Raw genomic sequence first — 14,671 nt, forward strand, 5'->3', positions numbered from 1 at the left:
CGGATTTAGTTGCTGACAAGGAGAGACGGCTGCCGTGGAGCATCCCTCCACAAGGACGGCTCGACGCGGTCAGGGGCGAAATCCGCCGCGCCTCGAAGAGGTATGGCGAAAATCGTTCACTCTTGCGTCGCAGTCCCCCGAAAGGGGAATGCCCTTCCATCGGGCCTGCTCCTGATAGTGAACCATTTTCGCGCATATCACGCTCCAAACCCTTTATGAGGACAGGCCCTAACCCGCTCTGGACCGGGATTTCTTGCGCTCAGGGCGCGCCTCGCCTGGCGTGGAAACAGGCGGTGCCTTGAGCGCACGCCAGATGAGATAGACACCGGCGGCAATCATCGGCACGCACAAGAGCATGCCCATGGTGACATAGCCCTGCAGCGCATCGGGCATATGCCGGTCCGGCTCGCGGAATATCTCCACGAACGCGCGGAATACGCCATAACCGGCAAGGAACACGCCGGTGACAAGACCGGGCCGGGAGAGCGCCCGGAAACGCCAGATCAGGAAGGCGATGAGCGCCAGCAGCACCGCGCCTTCCAGGAACGCCTCATAGAGCTGGCTGGGATGGCGCAGCGCGCACAGCGGATCATCGGCAAAGCGCATCGCCCAGGGCAGGTCAGGCGCGGGCCGGCCCCACAGCTCGCCATTGATGAAATTGGCCAGACGCCCCAGCAGGAGGCCGATGGGCGTCGCCGCCGCGACGGCATCCGATACGTTAAGGAGTGGGATTTTCCACAACCGTGCGGTGACGATCATGGCCAGCATGACGCCGATCAGACCACCGTGGAAGCTCATCCCCCCTTCGGTGATGCCGGTGATGACCCAAAGCGGACGCTCCCACAGGGCGCTCGTCTGGTAGAAGAGGACATAGCCGATACGGCCGCCCACAATGACGCCGACCATCACCCACAGCATCAGCTCCTCGACATAGGCGCGGTCCATCGGCGCGGCCTTGGGGCTGGCATGTGTAGTCCACAGGCGCGGCCGGGCAATCAGCTTGAGAACGTAAAACAGGCCGAGGAAAAACCCCGCGATATAGGCCAGCGCATACCAGCGCAGCGCAAACGGGCCGATCTCGAAGATGACAGGATCAATCAGGTCGAAACTCGCGGGGCACAGGGCCATGTGGCGTATCGTCTCCAGAGCGGCGTTAACGGTGAAATCTGCGGGGCGGACATTGCGTTGGACGGGCCGAAGGGCCTATATCCTGACCTCTATACCAGCAAGGACCGTCTTGTCATGCAGACGCGCAACCCCGTTTTCACTGATCTGGCCGACCTGATGACCGATGCCTTTGGCGCGGCCCGTGCCGCGGGCGATGAGGCGCGCTCGGTTTTCCGGGCGCAGGCCGAACGCGTGGCTGCGGACATGGATCTGGCGTCCGGCGACGAAGTGCGCGCCTTGCAGGCAATCATCGCCCGGCAGGGCGAGGAAATCGAATCACTCAAAGCCCGTCTGACCGCGCTGGAGGGCAAAAAGCCTGCTCCCTCGCGCGCGGCGGCGGCGTCGAAGCGCAAACCCGCTTCGAAAAAGGCTTCCAGCTGAACGGCTTAATTTCAAACCCTTGCACACCGTTGCGCAGTGTCCCCGGAGCGGCTTACCGTCGTTCAACGGGACGATACCGGCATGTGCTCTGAGGGAGGCGCAATGATGGATCTGCATACCGAAACCTACATTCAGACGATTGATCCGCTGGAAAGCGTGGAGCAGGCGGTGATCGCCGAGCAATACGCCTATGAGCGCGATGATACCGAGCTGCACATGGCCGTACCCGGCGAATGGCGCGACCATCAGGTCTGGTTTACCTGGCGCCCTGAACTGGACGTGCTGCATGTGTGCGCCAGCCTCGAGCTGAAAACGCCGCAGGCGCGCTTCCGCGAGGTTTGCGAGCTTGTCACCCGTCTCAATGAACGCCTCTGGCTTGGCCATTTCGATGTCTGGGCCGAGGATGGCTCGGTCGTGTTCCGCCATGCCCTGTCGCTGGCGGGCGGCGAAACGGTGAGCCCGGCGCAGGCCGCTGCCCTCATCGTGGCAGCACGTGAGGCGGGTGAGCGGCTCTATCCGGCTTTCCACTACCTTGTCTGGGGGGGCAAGAGCGTTGAGGAGGCCGTGGCCGCCGCGATGTTTGACACGGCCGGAGAGGCGTGAAGAGCAGAGACATGCCCGTTATTGATGAACCTACAGGCAAGGTCGCGCTTATCGGCGCTGGCCGGATGGGACTGGCTTTAGCCGCTGGCTGGCTGCGGGCGCGCCGGGGCGGACTGGATTCCGGCACGCTTATCATCGTCGAGCCCAACCCGTCAGATGAGCTTGAAGAGCTTGCCAGCAAGTACGCGATCAAGGTGGTACCCACGCTGACCAAGGCCGCCGCCTCAGGTCTCGACCGCGTGGTGCTGGCGGTAAAGCCGCAAGCCCTGCCTGCGCTGGGTGAGGATCTGGCCGGAAAACTGCCCCGCGATGCGCTGATTATCTCCATCCTCGCCGGAGCGGGGTTGATCGGCCTTGGCCGCCTGTTTCCCGGCCATCCCATTGTGCGCGCCATGCCCAACACGCCCGGTTCCATCGGCAAGGGCATTTCCGTCGCGATCTCCAATGTCGAAGCCGATCCGGCCCATTTCCGTGCGGCTACAGATGCCTTGCTGAAAGTGCTCGGCAGCGTGGAATGGGTTGAAGACGAGCGCATGATGGACGCCGTGACGGCCGTCTCCGGCTCCGGCCCGGCCTATGTGTTCCTGATGTGTGAGGCACTGGCCCGCGCTGGCGAGGCCGAGGGCCTGCCCGCAGACCTCGCAGAGAAGCTCGCCGTGGCCACCGTGGCCGGGGCTGGCGCTCTGCTGGAAGACGGCCACAAGCGCAAGACGGCAGACGCCGCAGCCTTGCGCCGCGCTGTCACCTCACCCGGCGGCACCACACAGGCCGCGTTGGATGTGATGATGGCCGGTGGCGGCCTGCCCATGCTGGTGCGTAATGCGGTGTCAGCCGCCGAACGCCAGTCACGCAAGCTCGGCAGCACGTTCTAGTATCCGGCTCTAGGCCGGTATCCATAAAACGGCCTTCAGCCCGCCCAGCTCGCTCTTTTCCATAAACACGTCGCCGCCATGCGCGCGGGCCGCATCACGGGCGATGGCGAGCCCAAGCCCGACCCCGGTCTTGTTGCTGTTGCGCGACGGATCAAGGCGGCTGAAGGGCCGGAAAGCCTCTTCGTACAGCTCTGGCGGAACGCCCGGCCCGTCATCCTCGACCCGGAACTCGATCCGGCCGCCGGTATCAACCAGCGAAAGGGCCACCGTCTGCCCGTGCGCCACCGCGTTATTGACAAGGTTCGAGACCGCCCTTGTCAGCGTGCCGGGCCGCACTTCGCGCGTCAGAACCTGCGGGATGTCCAGCGCAATCTCATGACCTGCGCGCCCGGCCTTGGCCGCCAGTGTCCGGCACAGCTCTGCCAGATCGGTATGTTCGCTTTCCTCGCCGCTCTGGCCGCGCGCAAAGGCCAGATACTCGTCCAACGCCATTTCCATCTCGGCAATGTCCTGGATCGCCGCCTCACGATCCGGGCCGGCCGGCATCATGGCGAGCTGCAGACGCAGGCGCGTCAGCGGCGTGCGCAGATCATGGCTGACACCTGCCAGAAGCGCCGTCCTCTGCTCCACATACCGCACAAGCCGCTCACGCATGTCGATGAAGGCGGTCGCAGCCTGACGCACCTCGCGCGCACCAGCGGGGCGGAAGCCCGCCGTATCCTGCCCGCGCCCGAAGGCTTCGGCGGCAGCGGCAAGGCGCTGGATGGGTTTGGCCTGATTGCGGATGAAGATGATCGAGACTGCGCTGAGAAGCGTGGACGCACCGACAATCCACAAGATGAAGATATGGCCCGTAGTGGCAAAGGCACGCTCGCGCGACGCGATGAAGCGCAACACGCCTGCATCCACCTGCACGCGTATGTCGACATATTCAGGATAGCGCGTGGTATCGAACCAGAACTCGTTATCCAGCCGGGCGGTGAGTGCCCGGCGCAGGGATCTGTCGAGCGCCCGGAAGAAGGCTGTCCGCCGGCTTACGGGCAGAACATCACCCTCGCGCAGATCAACTGACAGGCCGACGGTTTCAAACGCGAGATTGGCAACCGGATCAATTCCTTCCGGCCCTGCGCGTTCAACCAGCGCGGTGATCATCGCCACGTCGCCTGCAACGCTTTCCGACAGGCGCGCCGTCACAGTCTGCCAGTGTTCCTCGAAAAAGGACCAGGTTACCGCCACCTGCATGATCGCAACCGGCAGCACGATGATAAGCAGTGAACGGCCAAACAGGCTCGTCGGCAGATAGCGCTTTAACCCGAACCGCATGAACCCGCGCTCACTTTCCTGCCGGTGCCTCAAAGACCGGCTCGGCCACCAGCTTATAGCCTTCACCGCGCACCGTCTGGAGGAAAACAGGATTTTTCGGATCGTCCTCGATCTTGCGGCGCAGCCGCGTCATCTGCACGTCAATGGCGCGCTCGCCAGCGCCGCCGGCAGCACGCTCAGACAGAAGATAGCGATCAACAGGCTCTCCGGGCGACTGGGCCAGCGCGCTCAGCAAGGCCGCCTCCCCGCCCGTCAGGCGCACACGGGTCTCACCCTGCATCAGCTGGCCGGTTTCCAGCTCGAAAATCCAGCCGCCGAACCGCACACGCTTTGCCCCCTGCTTCTTGGGGATCATGCGCCGCAATATCGCCTGTACGCGCAAGATCAGCTCTTCAGGTTCAAACGGCTTGGCCAGATAGTCATCCGCCCCCAGTGACAGCCCCTTGATGCGGTCTTCAGGCTCGCCGCGCGCAGTGAGCAGCAGAATCGGGCAATCATGCGCCTGACGCACGGCGCGGGTCAGCTCAAACCCGTCCATGCCGGGCATCATCACGTCCAGAATGAGGATGTCGAAGCTGAGCGAACGCAGCATGGACAGCGCCTTGTCGGCGTTGGGCGCCGCCGAAACGCGAAATCCGCGCTCGCGCAAAAAGCGGCTCAGAAGCGTGCGGATACGGTCATCATCATCGACGACGAGTATATGGGTTTCAGGTGGCAGGCCGGTCATCCTCGCTCCGCTTTGCCAGCAAAGTCTGAAGGCAAGGATGGACCGGTTTGGCCATGCCACAAAGTGGCAGGATGTTACGCAGCATTTCAGTCCGGCTTCACGCGGCGCGGATGCGCTCCAGGAAGCGGCTGACATCACCGCGCAATTGCTCGGCCTGACGGCCCAGCTCACCTGATGCATTGACCACCGCGTCTGCTGACTGGCTGGTCTCACGCGCGCCGGACAGCACTTCGGTGATGGTCTGGGAGACCATGCCGGAGCTTTCGGCTGACTGGTTGGTATTGCGCTCGATCTCGGCTGTTGCCGCGCTTTGCTCCTCAACCGCAGCCGAGATGGACGCCGACACGCCGGTCACCTGCTCGATGGAGCCGGACACCGCCTCGATAGCCTTCACCGCTGCATTGACCACCTCCTGCACGCTGGTGATCTGGCCGGAGATTTCCTCGGTGGCCTTGGCGGTCTGCGCAGCCAGAGACTTCACTTCGGAGGCAACAACGGCAAACCCCTTGCCGGCTTCACCTGCGCGCGCCGCCTCAATGGTGGCGTTGAGGGCCAGCAGATTGGTCTGTTCGGCAACCGTCTCGATCAGGCTGACAATCGTGCCAATGCGTTCGGCGGCGGCAGAAAGCTCCGCCATGGTTTCGGCTGTGCGCCGGGCCTCGTCACGCGCCTGGGAGGACGCGCCGGCCGCCTCGCCGGCCCGCTGGGATATCTCGCCAATGGCGCGGGTAAGCTCGCCTGCGGCCTGCGCCACGGTCTTGGCCGCGGTGCTGGCTTCTTCGGACGCAGCGGCCACGCTGGAGGAACGCTCTGACGTGCCTTCAGCCGTTTGCGCCATCGCCTTGGCTGTCGTTGACAGCTCTTCGGATGCTGCCGCTACGGAAGACACAATAGCCGAAACCGTCTTTTCAAACTCGTCCGCGAGCGCGTCGCGTTCAGCCGCCTTGGCCGTCGCCGCACATGACTCGATGGTGGACATGCACAAATCCATATCCAGCATGGTCGCTTTGACAAGCGTATCCAGAACAGCCTCAAGCTGCTCTTCCTTGCCACGATTGCGAATCGGACTTTTGCCCGACAGCGAGCGGCGGGTAATGGCTCGCACCAGCCCGCCAAGAATTTTTGCGTACCCGCCAAAATACCAGGCAGGTTTCAGGCCGAGGCGCGCATGCGTCTCGCCAATACGCCTTACTGAGTCCAGATAGTCCTGCCCGTAATCAGCCGCACAGATGCGCAGCCAGTGCTCAAGCTGCTTCTGGCGGGCATGGCTGCGCATCTCCGCACTCTTGAACATCACGTCCACTTCAGGGTGCTTGGAGATATCCAGATAGAACTGGTCCAGGATCGCGGGCAGCTCTGCTTCAACCAGCGGCCTCGCAGCGCGCAACCGCTCACGGTCAGCATCCGAAAAGCTGAGAAATTCGAAACGTTCGGTCAAGTCGACAATCGCCATGCTCATGGAAACACTCCGCCTTTTCAGGCGGCTGAGCCGCACACTCGACCGCCATGGTGAAGAAACCATGAACGTAGTTAACAACTACTAAACCATGTGACATAAAATATGCCTACTTCAGGTTGTTTTTTAGCGCTGCCCGCAGATAGGGTATCGCGCTCCACACCGTCAGCGCCGCACACAGCCACACCCCGCCCACCCAGATATAGAACCAGTCCGCCACATCAACGAAACCCATCGCTATCAGAACGAAGGGAAGGGCCACCACAATCATGGTCAGGGCTGTCTTGGCCTTGGCATCATTGGTGACGGCATAGGCCCCATCGCTGCGCGGCGGCCCAGCCAGGCGCACGCCCGTGACGATGATATCGCGCAGCAGGATGATACCGACCGGAACGGCCAGCGCCGGATTGCCTCCGGCGATGAGCGTGTAGGCCACCAGATAGGCACCGGTCAGCACCTTGTCGGCTATCGGATCGAGCAGGGCGCCAAGTGAGCTGGCTGCGCTGAAACGCCGCGCCAGCCATCCATCAAGCCAGTCGGTGAGCGCTGCCGTCACGAAAATCAGTCCGGAAAGCACTGCGTAGAAAACGGCTGTCTCCTCCAACGCCGCGCCTGCGCTCTGCAAGAGCAGCCACGCGCCCACGATACCGCCAACGCCGCGCAGCACCGTGACCAGATTGGGAATGTGGCGCAGCATGGTCTGGCTCCTAACCCTGCTCGTGGAAATGGTCGTAGATCTTGCGGGCCAGCGCCTTTGAAACGCCTTCGACAGCCTCAAGATCCGCAAGGTTCGCCCGCGAGACAGCCCGCGCCGATCCGAAATGCTTTAAAAGCGCCGCACGGCGTGAGGCCCCGATCCCGGCAATATCATTGAGCGGATTGTCCTTGATCGCCCGGCTGCGCGCGGCCCGGTGGCCGGTGATCGCAAACCGGTGAGCCTCATCGCGCAGGCGTTGCAGATAGTAGAGCACCGGGTCATTGGCCGGCAGGCGGAAGGGCGCTTTGCCCGGCATGTAGAAATCTTCGCGGCCTGCATTCCTGTCCGGCCCCTTGGCGACAGCGGCCAGCGGAATATCGGCCATGCCCAGCTCCTCCATCACGGCCATCGCCGCTGAAAGCTGGCCCTTGCCGCCATCGACCAGAACGAGACCCGGCACGGGCGCGCCTTCTTCGCGCTCTTTTGCCAGCCGTGAGAAGCGGCGGCGGAGCATGGCGGCCATCATGGCAAAATCATCGTTCGTGGCCGCATCCCCGCCCTTCATGTTGAAGCGCCGGTACTGGGATTTCTCCAGCCCTTCCGGGCCAGCGACAATCATCGCGCCCAGCGCATTGGAGCCCTGAATGTGGGAGTTGTCATAGACCTCGATCCGCTCCGGGCGGGCTTCAAGGCCAAACACGCGCGCTACGCCATCGAGAAGCTGGGCCTGACTTTTGGATTCCGCCAGCGTGCGGCCCAGCGCCTCGCGCGCATTGGTCATCGCCTGATCGACGAGCTGGGTCTTGCCGCCGCGCTGGGGTTTACGGATTTCGACCGCGTGGCCCGCCCTCAAGGACAATGCCTCGCCCAGCAGTTCGCGCTGGTCAGGCTCGTGGGAGACCAAGATGAGCGCGGGCGCAGGCTTGTCCTCATAGAACTGCGCAATGAAGGCGCCGAGCACGTCTTCAGGCCCCGCCTCGGCATCATGGCGCGGATAGAAGGCGCGATTGCCCCAGTTCTGGCCCGCCCGGAAGAAGAAGACCTGCACACAGCTTTTCCCGCCCTCCTGATGGACGGCAATGACATCGGCTTCCTCTATCCCGTCAGGATTGATGCCCTGACTGGTGGTGACGGCGGCAATCGCGCGCAGCCGGTCCCTCAGCCTGGCCGCACGCTCGAAATCCAGTGCTTGCGATGCCTCCTCCATGTCGGCCTGCAGGCGTTCACGCAAAGCGCCCGAACGCCCGCGCAGGAACTCGCGCGCCTCGCCCACCAGCTCATCATAGCGCTCAGGACTGATGAGATCGACGCACGGCCCGGCACAGCGCTTGATCTGGTAGAGCATGCAGGGGCGCGAGCGCGCCTCGAACACGCTGTCAGTGCAGGTGCGCAACAGGAACGCTTTTTGCAGCGTGTTGAGCGTGTGATTGACCGCGCCTGCCGAGGCGAAGGGCCCGAAATAATCACCCTTCATCTTGCGTGCGCCGCGATGCTTGGTCAGCTGGGCAGAAGGGTGTTCGGTGCGGATGAGGATGTAGGGAAAGGATTTGTCATCGCGCAATATGATGTTGAAGCGGGGCTTTAGCCGCTTGATGAGATTGGCTTCCAGCAGCAGCGCCTCGGTCTCGGTCGCCGTGACGACAAACTCCATGCTGGCCGTCAGCGCGATCATCAGCGCGATGCGGTTATTATGCCCGCCGGACTTGGCATAGTTCGACACGCGCGATTTCAGCTGGCGCGCCTTGCCCACATAGAGCACCTCGCCATCGGCGCCATACATGCGGTAGACGCCGGGCTTCATCGGCAGGCGCTTGACGTAATCGGCAATCACCTCCGGCCCGGAACGCGCGTTCGCCTCGCTGGCGCGGCCGGGCGCGTCGTGCATGTCGGTGGGCGGTGTATCAGGTCGGTTTGCGCGGGCCATGACCCAACAGATAGGCGAGAATCGCGCCCTCGTCAGCGCCAGCGCTCATAGCTGACACCCACTGAAGCCGCATCATCGAGCGCGGTCAGCTTGTCGACTTTAAGCGCGATACGCACGATACGCGGATCGGAAAACATCGTGTCGGCCAGCGCCTGCGCAAGATCTTCGAGCAATTCGTGATGCTGGCGGCCCACCACCTGACGCACGGTTTCTGCCAGCGCCGCATAATTGACCGCATGGCCCAGATCGGCCTCCGGGTGAACCGCTTCGCTGGCAACTTCCGCTTCCAGGCTGACGGTGATCGGCTGCTTGCGGCCATGCTCGCTGGCATAGACGCCCACTTCCGCCTCAAGGCGCAAGCCCTCCACGCGCACGCTCAGCCGCTCACCGGCAAGGGCGTGTTCGGAGCGGGGCCGTGCCGCCGCGTCGGCAGGGGCAAGCGTCGGTTTCATGTAAGGTTTCCGTCCCGGTATCGGCAGGTGAATGCGGCTCAGACGAGCTCTCGTACCACTTCATAGCCGAGAGTGGGCCGGGCAACCGAAACTTTTCTCAGTCCGGGCCAGAGCGGAGTGAGGCGCTGCGCCACAAAATCGGCAATCGCCTCCATGGACGGACCAGCCAGTCCCTCCACCTCGTTGAGGAGGGCATGGTCCAGCGGCGCAGCCGCTGTGGACAGATCCTCGCGCAGCCGGTCAAGGTCTTCCACGCCCGGCTCGGCCTGCACCCAGGCACGCACCAGATAGGAATGACCGTGGATCTGGCGGCGCGCATCATCCTCCGCCCCGAACGGGGTGAAGTGTGCAGCTTCGATATTCACCTGGGCAGAAATAAGCATCATGGCGCGCGCTCTATACTGCGAAGGGCGGTGCAAGGTAAGCCCTGCCCGCAGGTCGGGGCTTTCAACCGCGCCCGCAAGGTATAGTTTCGCGCCAGATGCAGGAGCATGACATGGCAAAAGGCAAGGGAACAGCGCTGGTAACCGGCGGCGCAAAGCGCATCGGGCGGGCTTTTTGCGAAGCGCTGGCCGAGGACGGCTATGCAATCGCCATCCACTGTAATCGCTCAACCGATGATGCAGAGACACTGGCACGCACCCTTCGGGCCAAGGGCGTAAAGGCTGGCGTGTTCGCCGCCGACTTTTCCGATGGTGCAAACGCCGAAGCGCTGATGGAGGAGACCACCAATGCCATGGGGCCGGTCAGCCTGCTCGTGAACTCCGCCTCGATCTTTGAAGAAGATAGCGTGGAGACGGTGAGCGCCCAGAGCTTCCGGGCGCATATGGAGGCCAACACGCTGGCGCCTGTCCTGCTCTCGAAGGCGTTCGCGGCACAAGCCCCGGAAGGCGCGATGATCTTCAACCTGCTCGACTACAAGCTCTTCAATATCAACGCCGATTTCTACTCCTACACCATCTCCAAGGCAGCGCTGAAAGCCGTGACGGAGATGCTGGCACGCGCACTTGCCCCGCGTATCCGCGTCAATGGGGTGGCACCGGGCCTGACCCTGCCCAGCCCCTATCACGACGAGGCCACATTCGAGCGCCTGCACAATGACAATCCGCTTCAATGCGGACCGACGCCGGACGATCTGGTGCGCACGCTGCGCTGGTTCCTCGCCACGCCCTCGGTGTCGGGGCAGATCGTGTGTGTCGATGGCGGCCAGCATTTCGACCCGCGCCTGACGCGTGACGTGTTCGGCGCGCTTGGCAGCTAGCGGCTCGACGGAACCCTCCGCACTGCCTAACTAGAGGGTTCGGGCGTGGCTGGTCTTGCGTCCCTCATCTTGTGGACGAATACCGTGGCCCTCTCCTCCCCCGATCCGAAGCGCCCGACGCTTGGCATGGCCGAGCTTATCGCGATGACGAGCGCGCTGATGGCGCTCAATGCGCTGTCCATCGACATCATGCTGCCTGCCCTGCCCGATATTGGCCGGGCCTTTGATGCGATGGGCAATGAGCGCCAGCTGGTCATCACCTCCTATGTGCTCGGCTTTGGCCTAGCGCAGATATTCTACGGGCCGCTGGCCGATGCGCTCGGCCGGCGCACGGTTTTGCTGATCTCGCTGGGCGCGTACTCGCTGGCGACGCTGCTGTGTCTGGCCGCGCCTGACTTTGGCTGGATGCTGGCCGCACGCGCGCTGCAGGGCGCAGCGGCTGCCGGTACGCGCGTGATTGCTACCGCCGTCGTGCGTGACCTCGTTTCCGGGCGCAAGATGGCGCAGATCATCTCCATCGCCATGACCTTCTTCATGGCCGCGCCCATTCTCGCGCCGGGTCTGGGCCAGGCCATCCTGCTCATCGCCAGCTGGGAATGGATTTTTGCCGCCCTGCTGGCGGGCGGCGCGCTGCTCTGGGGCTGGATGCTGGTACGCCTGCCTGAAACGCTCAGCCCCGAGAACCGCATCCCGGTACGGCTCGGATCAGCGGCGAAGAATTACTGGCTGGCAGCCAGCAACCGCATCACGCTCGGCTACATGATGGCCGCGGCCTTCATCTTTGGCGGGCTGTTTGCCTTCATCGCGACGTCCGAGCAGGTGATGGGCGAGCTTTACGGGCTGGAAGTGTGGTTCGCGCTCGCCTTTGCCGGCATCGCGGCGGGTCTGGCCGTTGCCAACATCATCAATGCGCGCATCGTCCAGCGCTATGGCATGCGCCGGATTTCCCACTGCGCCATCATCGCCTTCATCATCATCAATGGCGGGCATGCGCTCTATGCGCTGATATCCGAGCCGCCCTTCTGGCTGTTCTACCCGCTGCTGACGCTGGGCATGATGCTGTTCGGGATGATGGGGGCCAATTTCTCTGCTCTTGTCATGGAGCCTGCAGGCAAGCGCGCGGGCACAACGTCCGCGCTCTACGGATCGGTGACAGCGATTGGCGGGGCTGTCCTTGGTTCGCTCATTGGCCAGTCCTTCAACGGTTCGGTCTTTACCCTGCTGGCGGGCATGGCAGGGCTTGGCGTCGCCGCCCTCGTGATCGTGGCAATTACCGAGCGTGGTCAATTGTTTGGCGTAGGTGAGACCGAGCTGGACGCCCCCGGCTAGCGGAAATCTGTCCGCAGGGGGTGTTTTCAGGCATAATATGGGCGGGTTCACCGATGCGGAGACCCGCCATGCCGACCCGTCACGTACTCACTGTTCACGGCTGGAGCGCCCGCGACACATCGATGCAAAAGCTCGCCGGATTCCTCGGCGGGCAGGGCTTTGCCGTGGAGCATGTCTGGCTGGGCGGCTACCCCTCCATGGCCGACGAGGTGCATCTGGCCGACAGTGCTCGGCGGCTGGGTCAGCTTGTCAGGGAGATGCAGGCCGATGGCAGGCTGGGTCCGCACTTCCATGTCGTCACCCATTCCACCGGCGCGCTGGTCGTGCGCCAATGGCTCGCCTTCGAGCATGCCAGCGGCGGCGCGCCGGTTGATAATCTCGTCATGCTGGCGCCGGCCAATTTCGGCTCGCCGCTGGCGGTGATGGGCCGCTCGGCGCTGGGGCGGCTGATAAAGGGGTTTGGCAACAGATTCCAGACCGGCACCGAATTCCTGCACGCGCTGGAACATGGCTCCGAGCTGCAGGAACGCCTCTCCCTCTCTGACCGGCTATCGCGCGATGGCGACCGGAAGAGCGTGTTCAGCGAGGCAGGCACACGCCCCTATGTCATCACCGGCCTCGATGTCTTCCGGCCGATGGGCATTCTGGGCGAAAGCGCGTGGGACGGCACGGTGCGCGCCGCCAGCGCCCATATCGACCCGCAAGGCGTGACGGTTGATTTCAGCCAGCGCGGCGATGACGGCCTGCCCTCGCGGCGCTTATGGACACGGCGCGGGCCGGACAGCACCGCCTTTGCCGTGCTGCCCGACCGCCACCATCTCAACATCACCGAACCCTCAGAGCGCGGCGATACCGGCGCAGGGCGCCTCGGACGGATGATCCTGCAGGCCCTGCGCACCGATGACGCCATTGGCTACCGCCAGGTCCGCGATGACTGGAAAGCGCTCAACGCCGCCACCCGCACCCTGGTCCAGCCCGGTGCCGGAGCCAGCCGCGCCAGTCTCGACTCCGAAGAGGAGCTGGGTCCGGACGCCTTTAACGAGCATTACCAGATCGTGTTCTCGGTACGCGATGATACCGGCCTGCCGGTCAATGATTATTTCGTCTGGCTGACCATGCCCACCGAGAACGAACTCGCCTCGGGTCTGGGTGCATCCGTTTCAAAGCCCGAAGAATACGCGCTGCGCCACGTGCTCAAGAAAGTGCATGTGAACCGGCGCGATGCCTCGCGGCGCGTCTTCCATATCGACCGGCGCGAGCTGATGAAGCAGGGCGGGCTGAAATCAGCGATGACGCCGGCCCGCCTGCCCCTGCTGGCTGCGGGCCTGTCCGCCCCGGCACCGGGCAGGCTCATCAGCTATTTTGAACGCGGCGATGCGATGGGATCGGGCCTCATCCCGCTGCGCAGCCTGACCGGCGACGGAGAACAATTCCTGAAACGCTATGCCACCCATTTCATCGAGGTCATCGTGCCAAGACAGCCCGATGAGAGCGTGTTCACGGTGCGCGCGAGTGGCTAGCCTGCCCAGCTCGCCGCCATCTCGTCGGTCACAATGCCATCGAGGCGCCAGCCTGCGCCCTCACCCTGTCTGAGCACCTCGCATAGCCAGGGCATCAACACCAGCAGATCGGCTTCCAGCGTGTGGGGCGGGTTGATGATGACAAGGCCCGCACCAGCGAGCTTGCCCTCGCTTTGAAGATCACGCACCCACATATCGGCGCGCAGAATGGATGACGGCTCCACATCGCGCTCCGTGACCAGCCACTCGGCCAGCCCCTCATCGAACCGGTCGAGCGACCAGAGATCCTTCATCGGCCGCCAGAAGATGAAGGTGCCTGTCGGCCAGCGCTCCAGCCCCTTCATCGCAGCCTCGGCAAGGCGCACGAACTCGTCGCGGCCTTCGAAGGGCGGATCGATGAGGACCAGGCCCCGCTTCTCGCGCGGCGGCAGCAGGGCCTTGAGCGCCTTGTAGCCGTCGCGCTGCTCCACCTTCACCCGCGCATTGAGCGCATAGCGCTTGTCGAGCGTCTTGGAATCCGCCTCGTGCAACTCGCACAAATGCACCCGGTCCTGCGGACGGATCAGCCGCGCGGACACTTCCGGGGAGCCGGGATAGGCGGTGAGGTCTGCGCCCGTATTCATCGCCTTGATGATACGCAGCAAGGGCGTGAGCACGCGCTCCACATCGCCGGGACAATCCGCCTCCATCACACGGCCAATACCCTGTTGCCATTCCGGGCTGCGCCGGGCGGCATCGCTGGTCAGATCGTACGCCCCGATCCCGGCATGGGTATCGATGACGGCAAACGGCTTGTCCTTGCGTTTCAAATGCTCAAGGCACAGCGCCAGCACGCCATGCTTGAGCACATCGGCAAAGTTTCCGGCATGAAAGGCGTGACGATAGTTCATGGGATGAGCTTCTAGGCGGGCAGGCGAGGCCACGCAATTGTGAACGCACAGGTCCATTGACGCACCGGG

At 63.6% G+C, this 14,671-nt stretch carries 15 protein-coding genes; 6 read left to right on the forward strand and 9 right to left on the reverse strand.

The genetic code is table 11. From position 1 onward, the window contains the following. Nucleotides 1-228: 228 nt before the first annotated feature. Entirely contained in the window at nt 229-1,128 is a 900-nt protein-coding gene (gene lgt, locus ACQ5ID_RS08520; protein ID WP_429912021.1) for a prolipoprotein diacylglyceryl transferase, read from the reverse strand. A 114-nt stretch (nt 1,129-1,242) separates the two neighbouring features. Between lgt and ACQ5ID_RS08525 the strand changes: the two genes are divergently transcribed. The 3 genes from ACQ5ID_RS08525 to proC all read left to right on the forward strand — a co-directional run bounded on the left by ACQ5ID_RS08525 (nt 1,243) and on the right by proC (nt 3,023). Beyond that, on the forward strand, nt 1,243-1,548 hold the full coding sequence (locus ACQ5ID_RS08525; protein ID WP_429912022.1) for an accessory factor UbiK family protein: 306 nt from the start codon (nt 1,243-1,245) through the stop codon (nt 1,546-1,548). A 102-nt stretch (nt 1,549-1,650) separates the two neighbouring features. Continuing rightward, nucleotides 1,651-2,151 carry a YbjN domain-containing protein gene (locus ACQ5ID_RS08530; RefSeq protein ID WP_429912023.1) on the forward strand — a complete coding sequence of 167 codons (501 nt, stop codon included), beginning with the start codon at nt 1,651-1,653 and terminating at the stop codon, nt 2,149-2,151. A gap of 11 nt (nt 2,152-2,162) precedes the next feature. Beyond that, a complete protein-coding gene (gene proC, locus ACQ5ID_RS08535; RefSeq protein ID WP_429912024.1) occupies nt 2,163-3,023 on the forward strand; it encodes a pyrroline-5-carboxylate reductase in 861 nt (286 codons plus the stop codon). Between the two features lie 9 nt (nt 3,024-3,032). Here the strand turns inward: proC and ACQ5ID_RS08540 are convergent, their stop codons facing one another. The 7 genes from ACQ5ID_RS08540 to ACQ5ID_RS08570 form a co-directional block, all read right to left on the reverse strand. Next, nucleotides 3,033-4,346: an ATP-binding protein gene (locus tag ACQ5ID_RS08540; RefSeq protein WP_429912025.1), complete on the reverse strand. Its 1,314-nt coding sequence runs from the start codon at nt 4,344-4,346 to the stop codon at nt 3,033-3,035. A 10-nt stretch (nt 4,347-4,356) separates the two neighbouring features. Then, nucleotides 4,357-5,073 (reverse strand): response regulator, encoded by a 717-nt coding sequence (locus tag ACQ5ID_RS08545; RefSeq protein WP_429912026.1) that lies wholly within the window; start codon nt 5,071-5,073, stop codon nt 4,357-4,359. Nucleotides 5,074-5,170: 97 nt separating this feature from the next. Continuing rightward, nucleotides 5,171-6,532: a protoglobin domain-containing protein gene (locus ACQ5ID_RS08550; RefSeq protein WP_429912027.1), complete on the reverse strand. Its 1,362-nt coding sequence runs from the start codon at nt 6,530-6,532 to the stop codon at nt 5,171-5,173. A 106-nt stretch (nt 6,533-6,638) separates the two neighbouring features. Next, nucleotides 6,639-7,226: a CDP-alcohol phosphatidyltransferase family protein gene (locus ACQ5ID_RS08555; RefSeq protein WP_429912028.1), complete on the reverse strand. Its 588-nt coding sequence runs from the start codon at nt 7,224-7,226 to the stop codon at nt 6,639-6,641. A 10-nt stretch (nt 7,227-7,236) separates the two neighbouring features. Further along, a complete protein-coding gene (gene uvrC, locus ACQ5ID_RS08560) occupies nt 7,237-9,111 on the reverse strand; it encodes an excinuclease ABC subunit UvrC (RefSeq protein ID WP_429912029.1) in 1,875 nt (624 codons plus the stop codon). Nucleotides 9,112-9,182: 71 nt separating this feature from the next. Beyond that, nucleotides 9,183-9,602 carry a dihydroneopterin aldolase gene (folB, locus tag ACQ5ID_RS08565; protein WP_429912030.1) on the reverse strand — a complete coding sequence of 140 codons (420 nt, stop codon included), beginning with the start codon at nt 9,600-9,602 and terminating at the stop codon, nt 9,183-9,185. A gap of 38 nt (nt 9,603-9,640) precedes the next feature. Then, nucleotides 9,641-9,988: a 6-pyruvoyl trahydropterin synthase family protein gene (locus ACQ5ID_RS08570; protein WP_429912031.1), complete on the reverse strand. Its 348-nt coding sequence runs from the start codon at nt 9,986-9,988 to the stop codon at nt 9,641-9,643. A 110-nt stretch (nt 9,989-10,098) separates the two neighbouring features. Here ACQ5ID_RS08570 and ACQ5ID_RS08575 point away from each other — a divergent pair, with 110 nt between their 5' ends. The 3 genes from ACQ5ID_RS08575 (at nt 10,099) to ACQ5ID_RS08585 (ending at nt 13,712) form a co-directional block, all read left to right on the forward strand. Beyond that, entirely contained in the window at nt 10,099-10,863 is a 765-nt protein-coding gene (locus ACQ5ID_RS08575) for an SDR family oxidoreductase (protein WP_429912032.1), read from the forward strand. Nucleotides 10,864-10,947: 84 nt separating this feature from the next. Then, nucleotides 10,948-12,192 (forward strand): multidrug effflux MFS transporter, encoded by a 1,245-nt coding sequence (locus ACQ5ID_RS08580; protein WP_429912033.1) that lies wholly within the window; start codon nt 10,948-10,950, stop codon nt 12,190-12,192. Between the two features lie 68 nt (nt 12,193-12,260). After that, nucleotides 12,261-13,712, forward strand: a complete 1,452-nt coding sequence (locus tag ACQ5ID_RS08585) for an esterase/lipase family protein (protein WP_429912034.1) — start codon at nt 12,261-12,263, stop codon at nt 13,710-13,712. Here the strand turns inward: ACQ5ID_RS08585 and ACQ5ID_RS08590 are convergent. Beyond that, nucleotides 13,709-14,602, reverse strand: coding sequence for a 23S rRNA (adenine(2030)-N(6))-methyltransferase RlmJ (locus ACQ5ID_RS08590; protein ID WP_429912035.1), 894 nt, complete (start codon nt 14,600-14,602; stop codon nt 13,709-13,711). The two genes, ACQ5ID_RS08585 and ACQ5ID_RS08590, sit on opposite strands and share 4 nt — an antisense overlap. Nucleotides 14,603-14,671 lie beyond the last annotated feature (69 nt).

This window comes from Glycocaulis sp. (genome assembly GCF_050485565.1).
Lineage (GTDB): Bacteria > Pseudomonadota > Alphaproteobacteria > Caulobacterales > Maricaulaceae > Glycocaulis.

Excerpts from the sequence above, each read along its gene's own strand:
- lgt (WP_429912021.1), bottom strand. The coding sequence starts at position 1,128 with ATGGCCCTGTGCCCCGCGAGTTTCGACCTGATTGATCCTGTCATCTTC.
- ACQ5ID_RS08525 (WP_429912022.1), top strand. The coding sequence starts at position 1,243 with ATGCAGACGCGCAACCCCGTTTTCACTGATCTGGCCGACCTGATGACC.
- ACQ5ID_RS08530 (WP_429912023.1), top strand. The coding sequence starts at position 1,651 with ATGATGGATCTGCATACCGAAACCTACATTCAGACGATTGATCCGCTG.
- proC (WP_429912024.1), top strand. The coding sequence starts at position 2,163 with ATGCCCGTTATTGATGAACCTACAGGCAAGGTCGCGCTTATCGGCGCT.
- ACQ5ID_RS08540 (WP_429912025.1), bottom strand. The coding sequence starts at position 4,346 with ATGCGGTTCGGGTTAAAGCGCTATCTGCCGACGAGCCTGTTTGGCCGT.
- ACQ5ID_RS08545 (WP_429912026.1), bottom strand. The coding sequence starts at position 5,073 with ATGACCGGCCTGCCACCTGAAACCCATATACTCGTCGTCGATGATGAT.
- ACQ5ID_RS08550 (WP_429912027.1), bottom strand. The coding sequence starts at position 6,532 with ATGAGCATGGCGATTGTCGACTTGACCGAACGTTTCGAATTTCTCAGC.
- ACQ5ID_RS08555 (WP_429912028.1), bottom strand. The coding sequence starts at position 7,226 with ATGCTGCGCCACATTCCCAATCTGGTCACGGTGCTGCGCGGCGTTGGC.
- uvrC (WP_429912029.1), bottom strand. The coding sequence starts at position 9,111 with ATGCACGACGCGCCCGGCCGCGCCAGCGAGGCGAACGCGCGTTCCGGG.
- folB (WP_429912030.1), bottom strand. The coding sequence starts at position 9,602 with ATGAAACCGACGCTTGCCCCTGCCGACGCGGCGGCACGGCCCCGCTCC.
- ACQ5ID_RS08570 (WP_429912031.1), bottom strand. The coding sequence starts at position 9,988 with ATGATGCTTATTTCTGCCCAGGTGAATATCGAAGCTGCACACTTCACC.
- ACQ5ID_RS08575 (WP_429912032.1), top strand. The coding sequence starts at position 10,099 with ATGGCAAAAGGCAAGGGAACAGCGCTGGTAACCGGCGGCGCAAAGCGC.
- ACQ5ID_RS08585 (WP_429912034.1), top strand. The coding sequence starts at position 12,261 with ATGCCGACCCGTCACGTACTCACTGTTCACGGCTGGAGCGCCCGCGAC.
- ACQ5ID_RS08590 (WP_429912035.1), bottom strand. The coding sequence starts at position 14,602 with ATGAACTATCGTCACGCCTTTCATGCCGGAAACTTTGCCGATGTGCTC.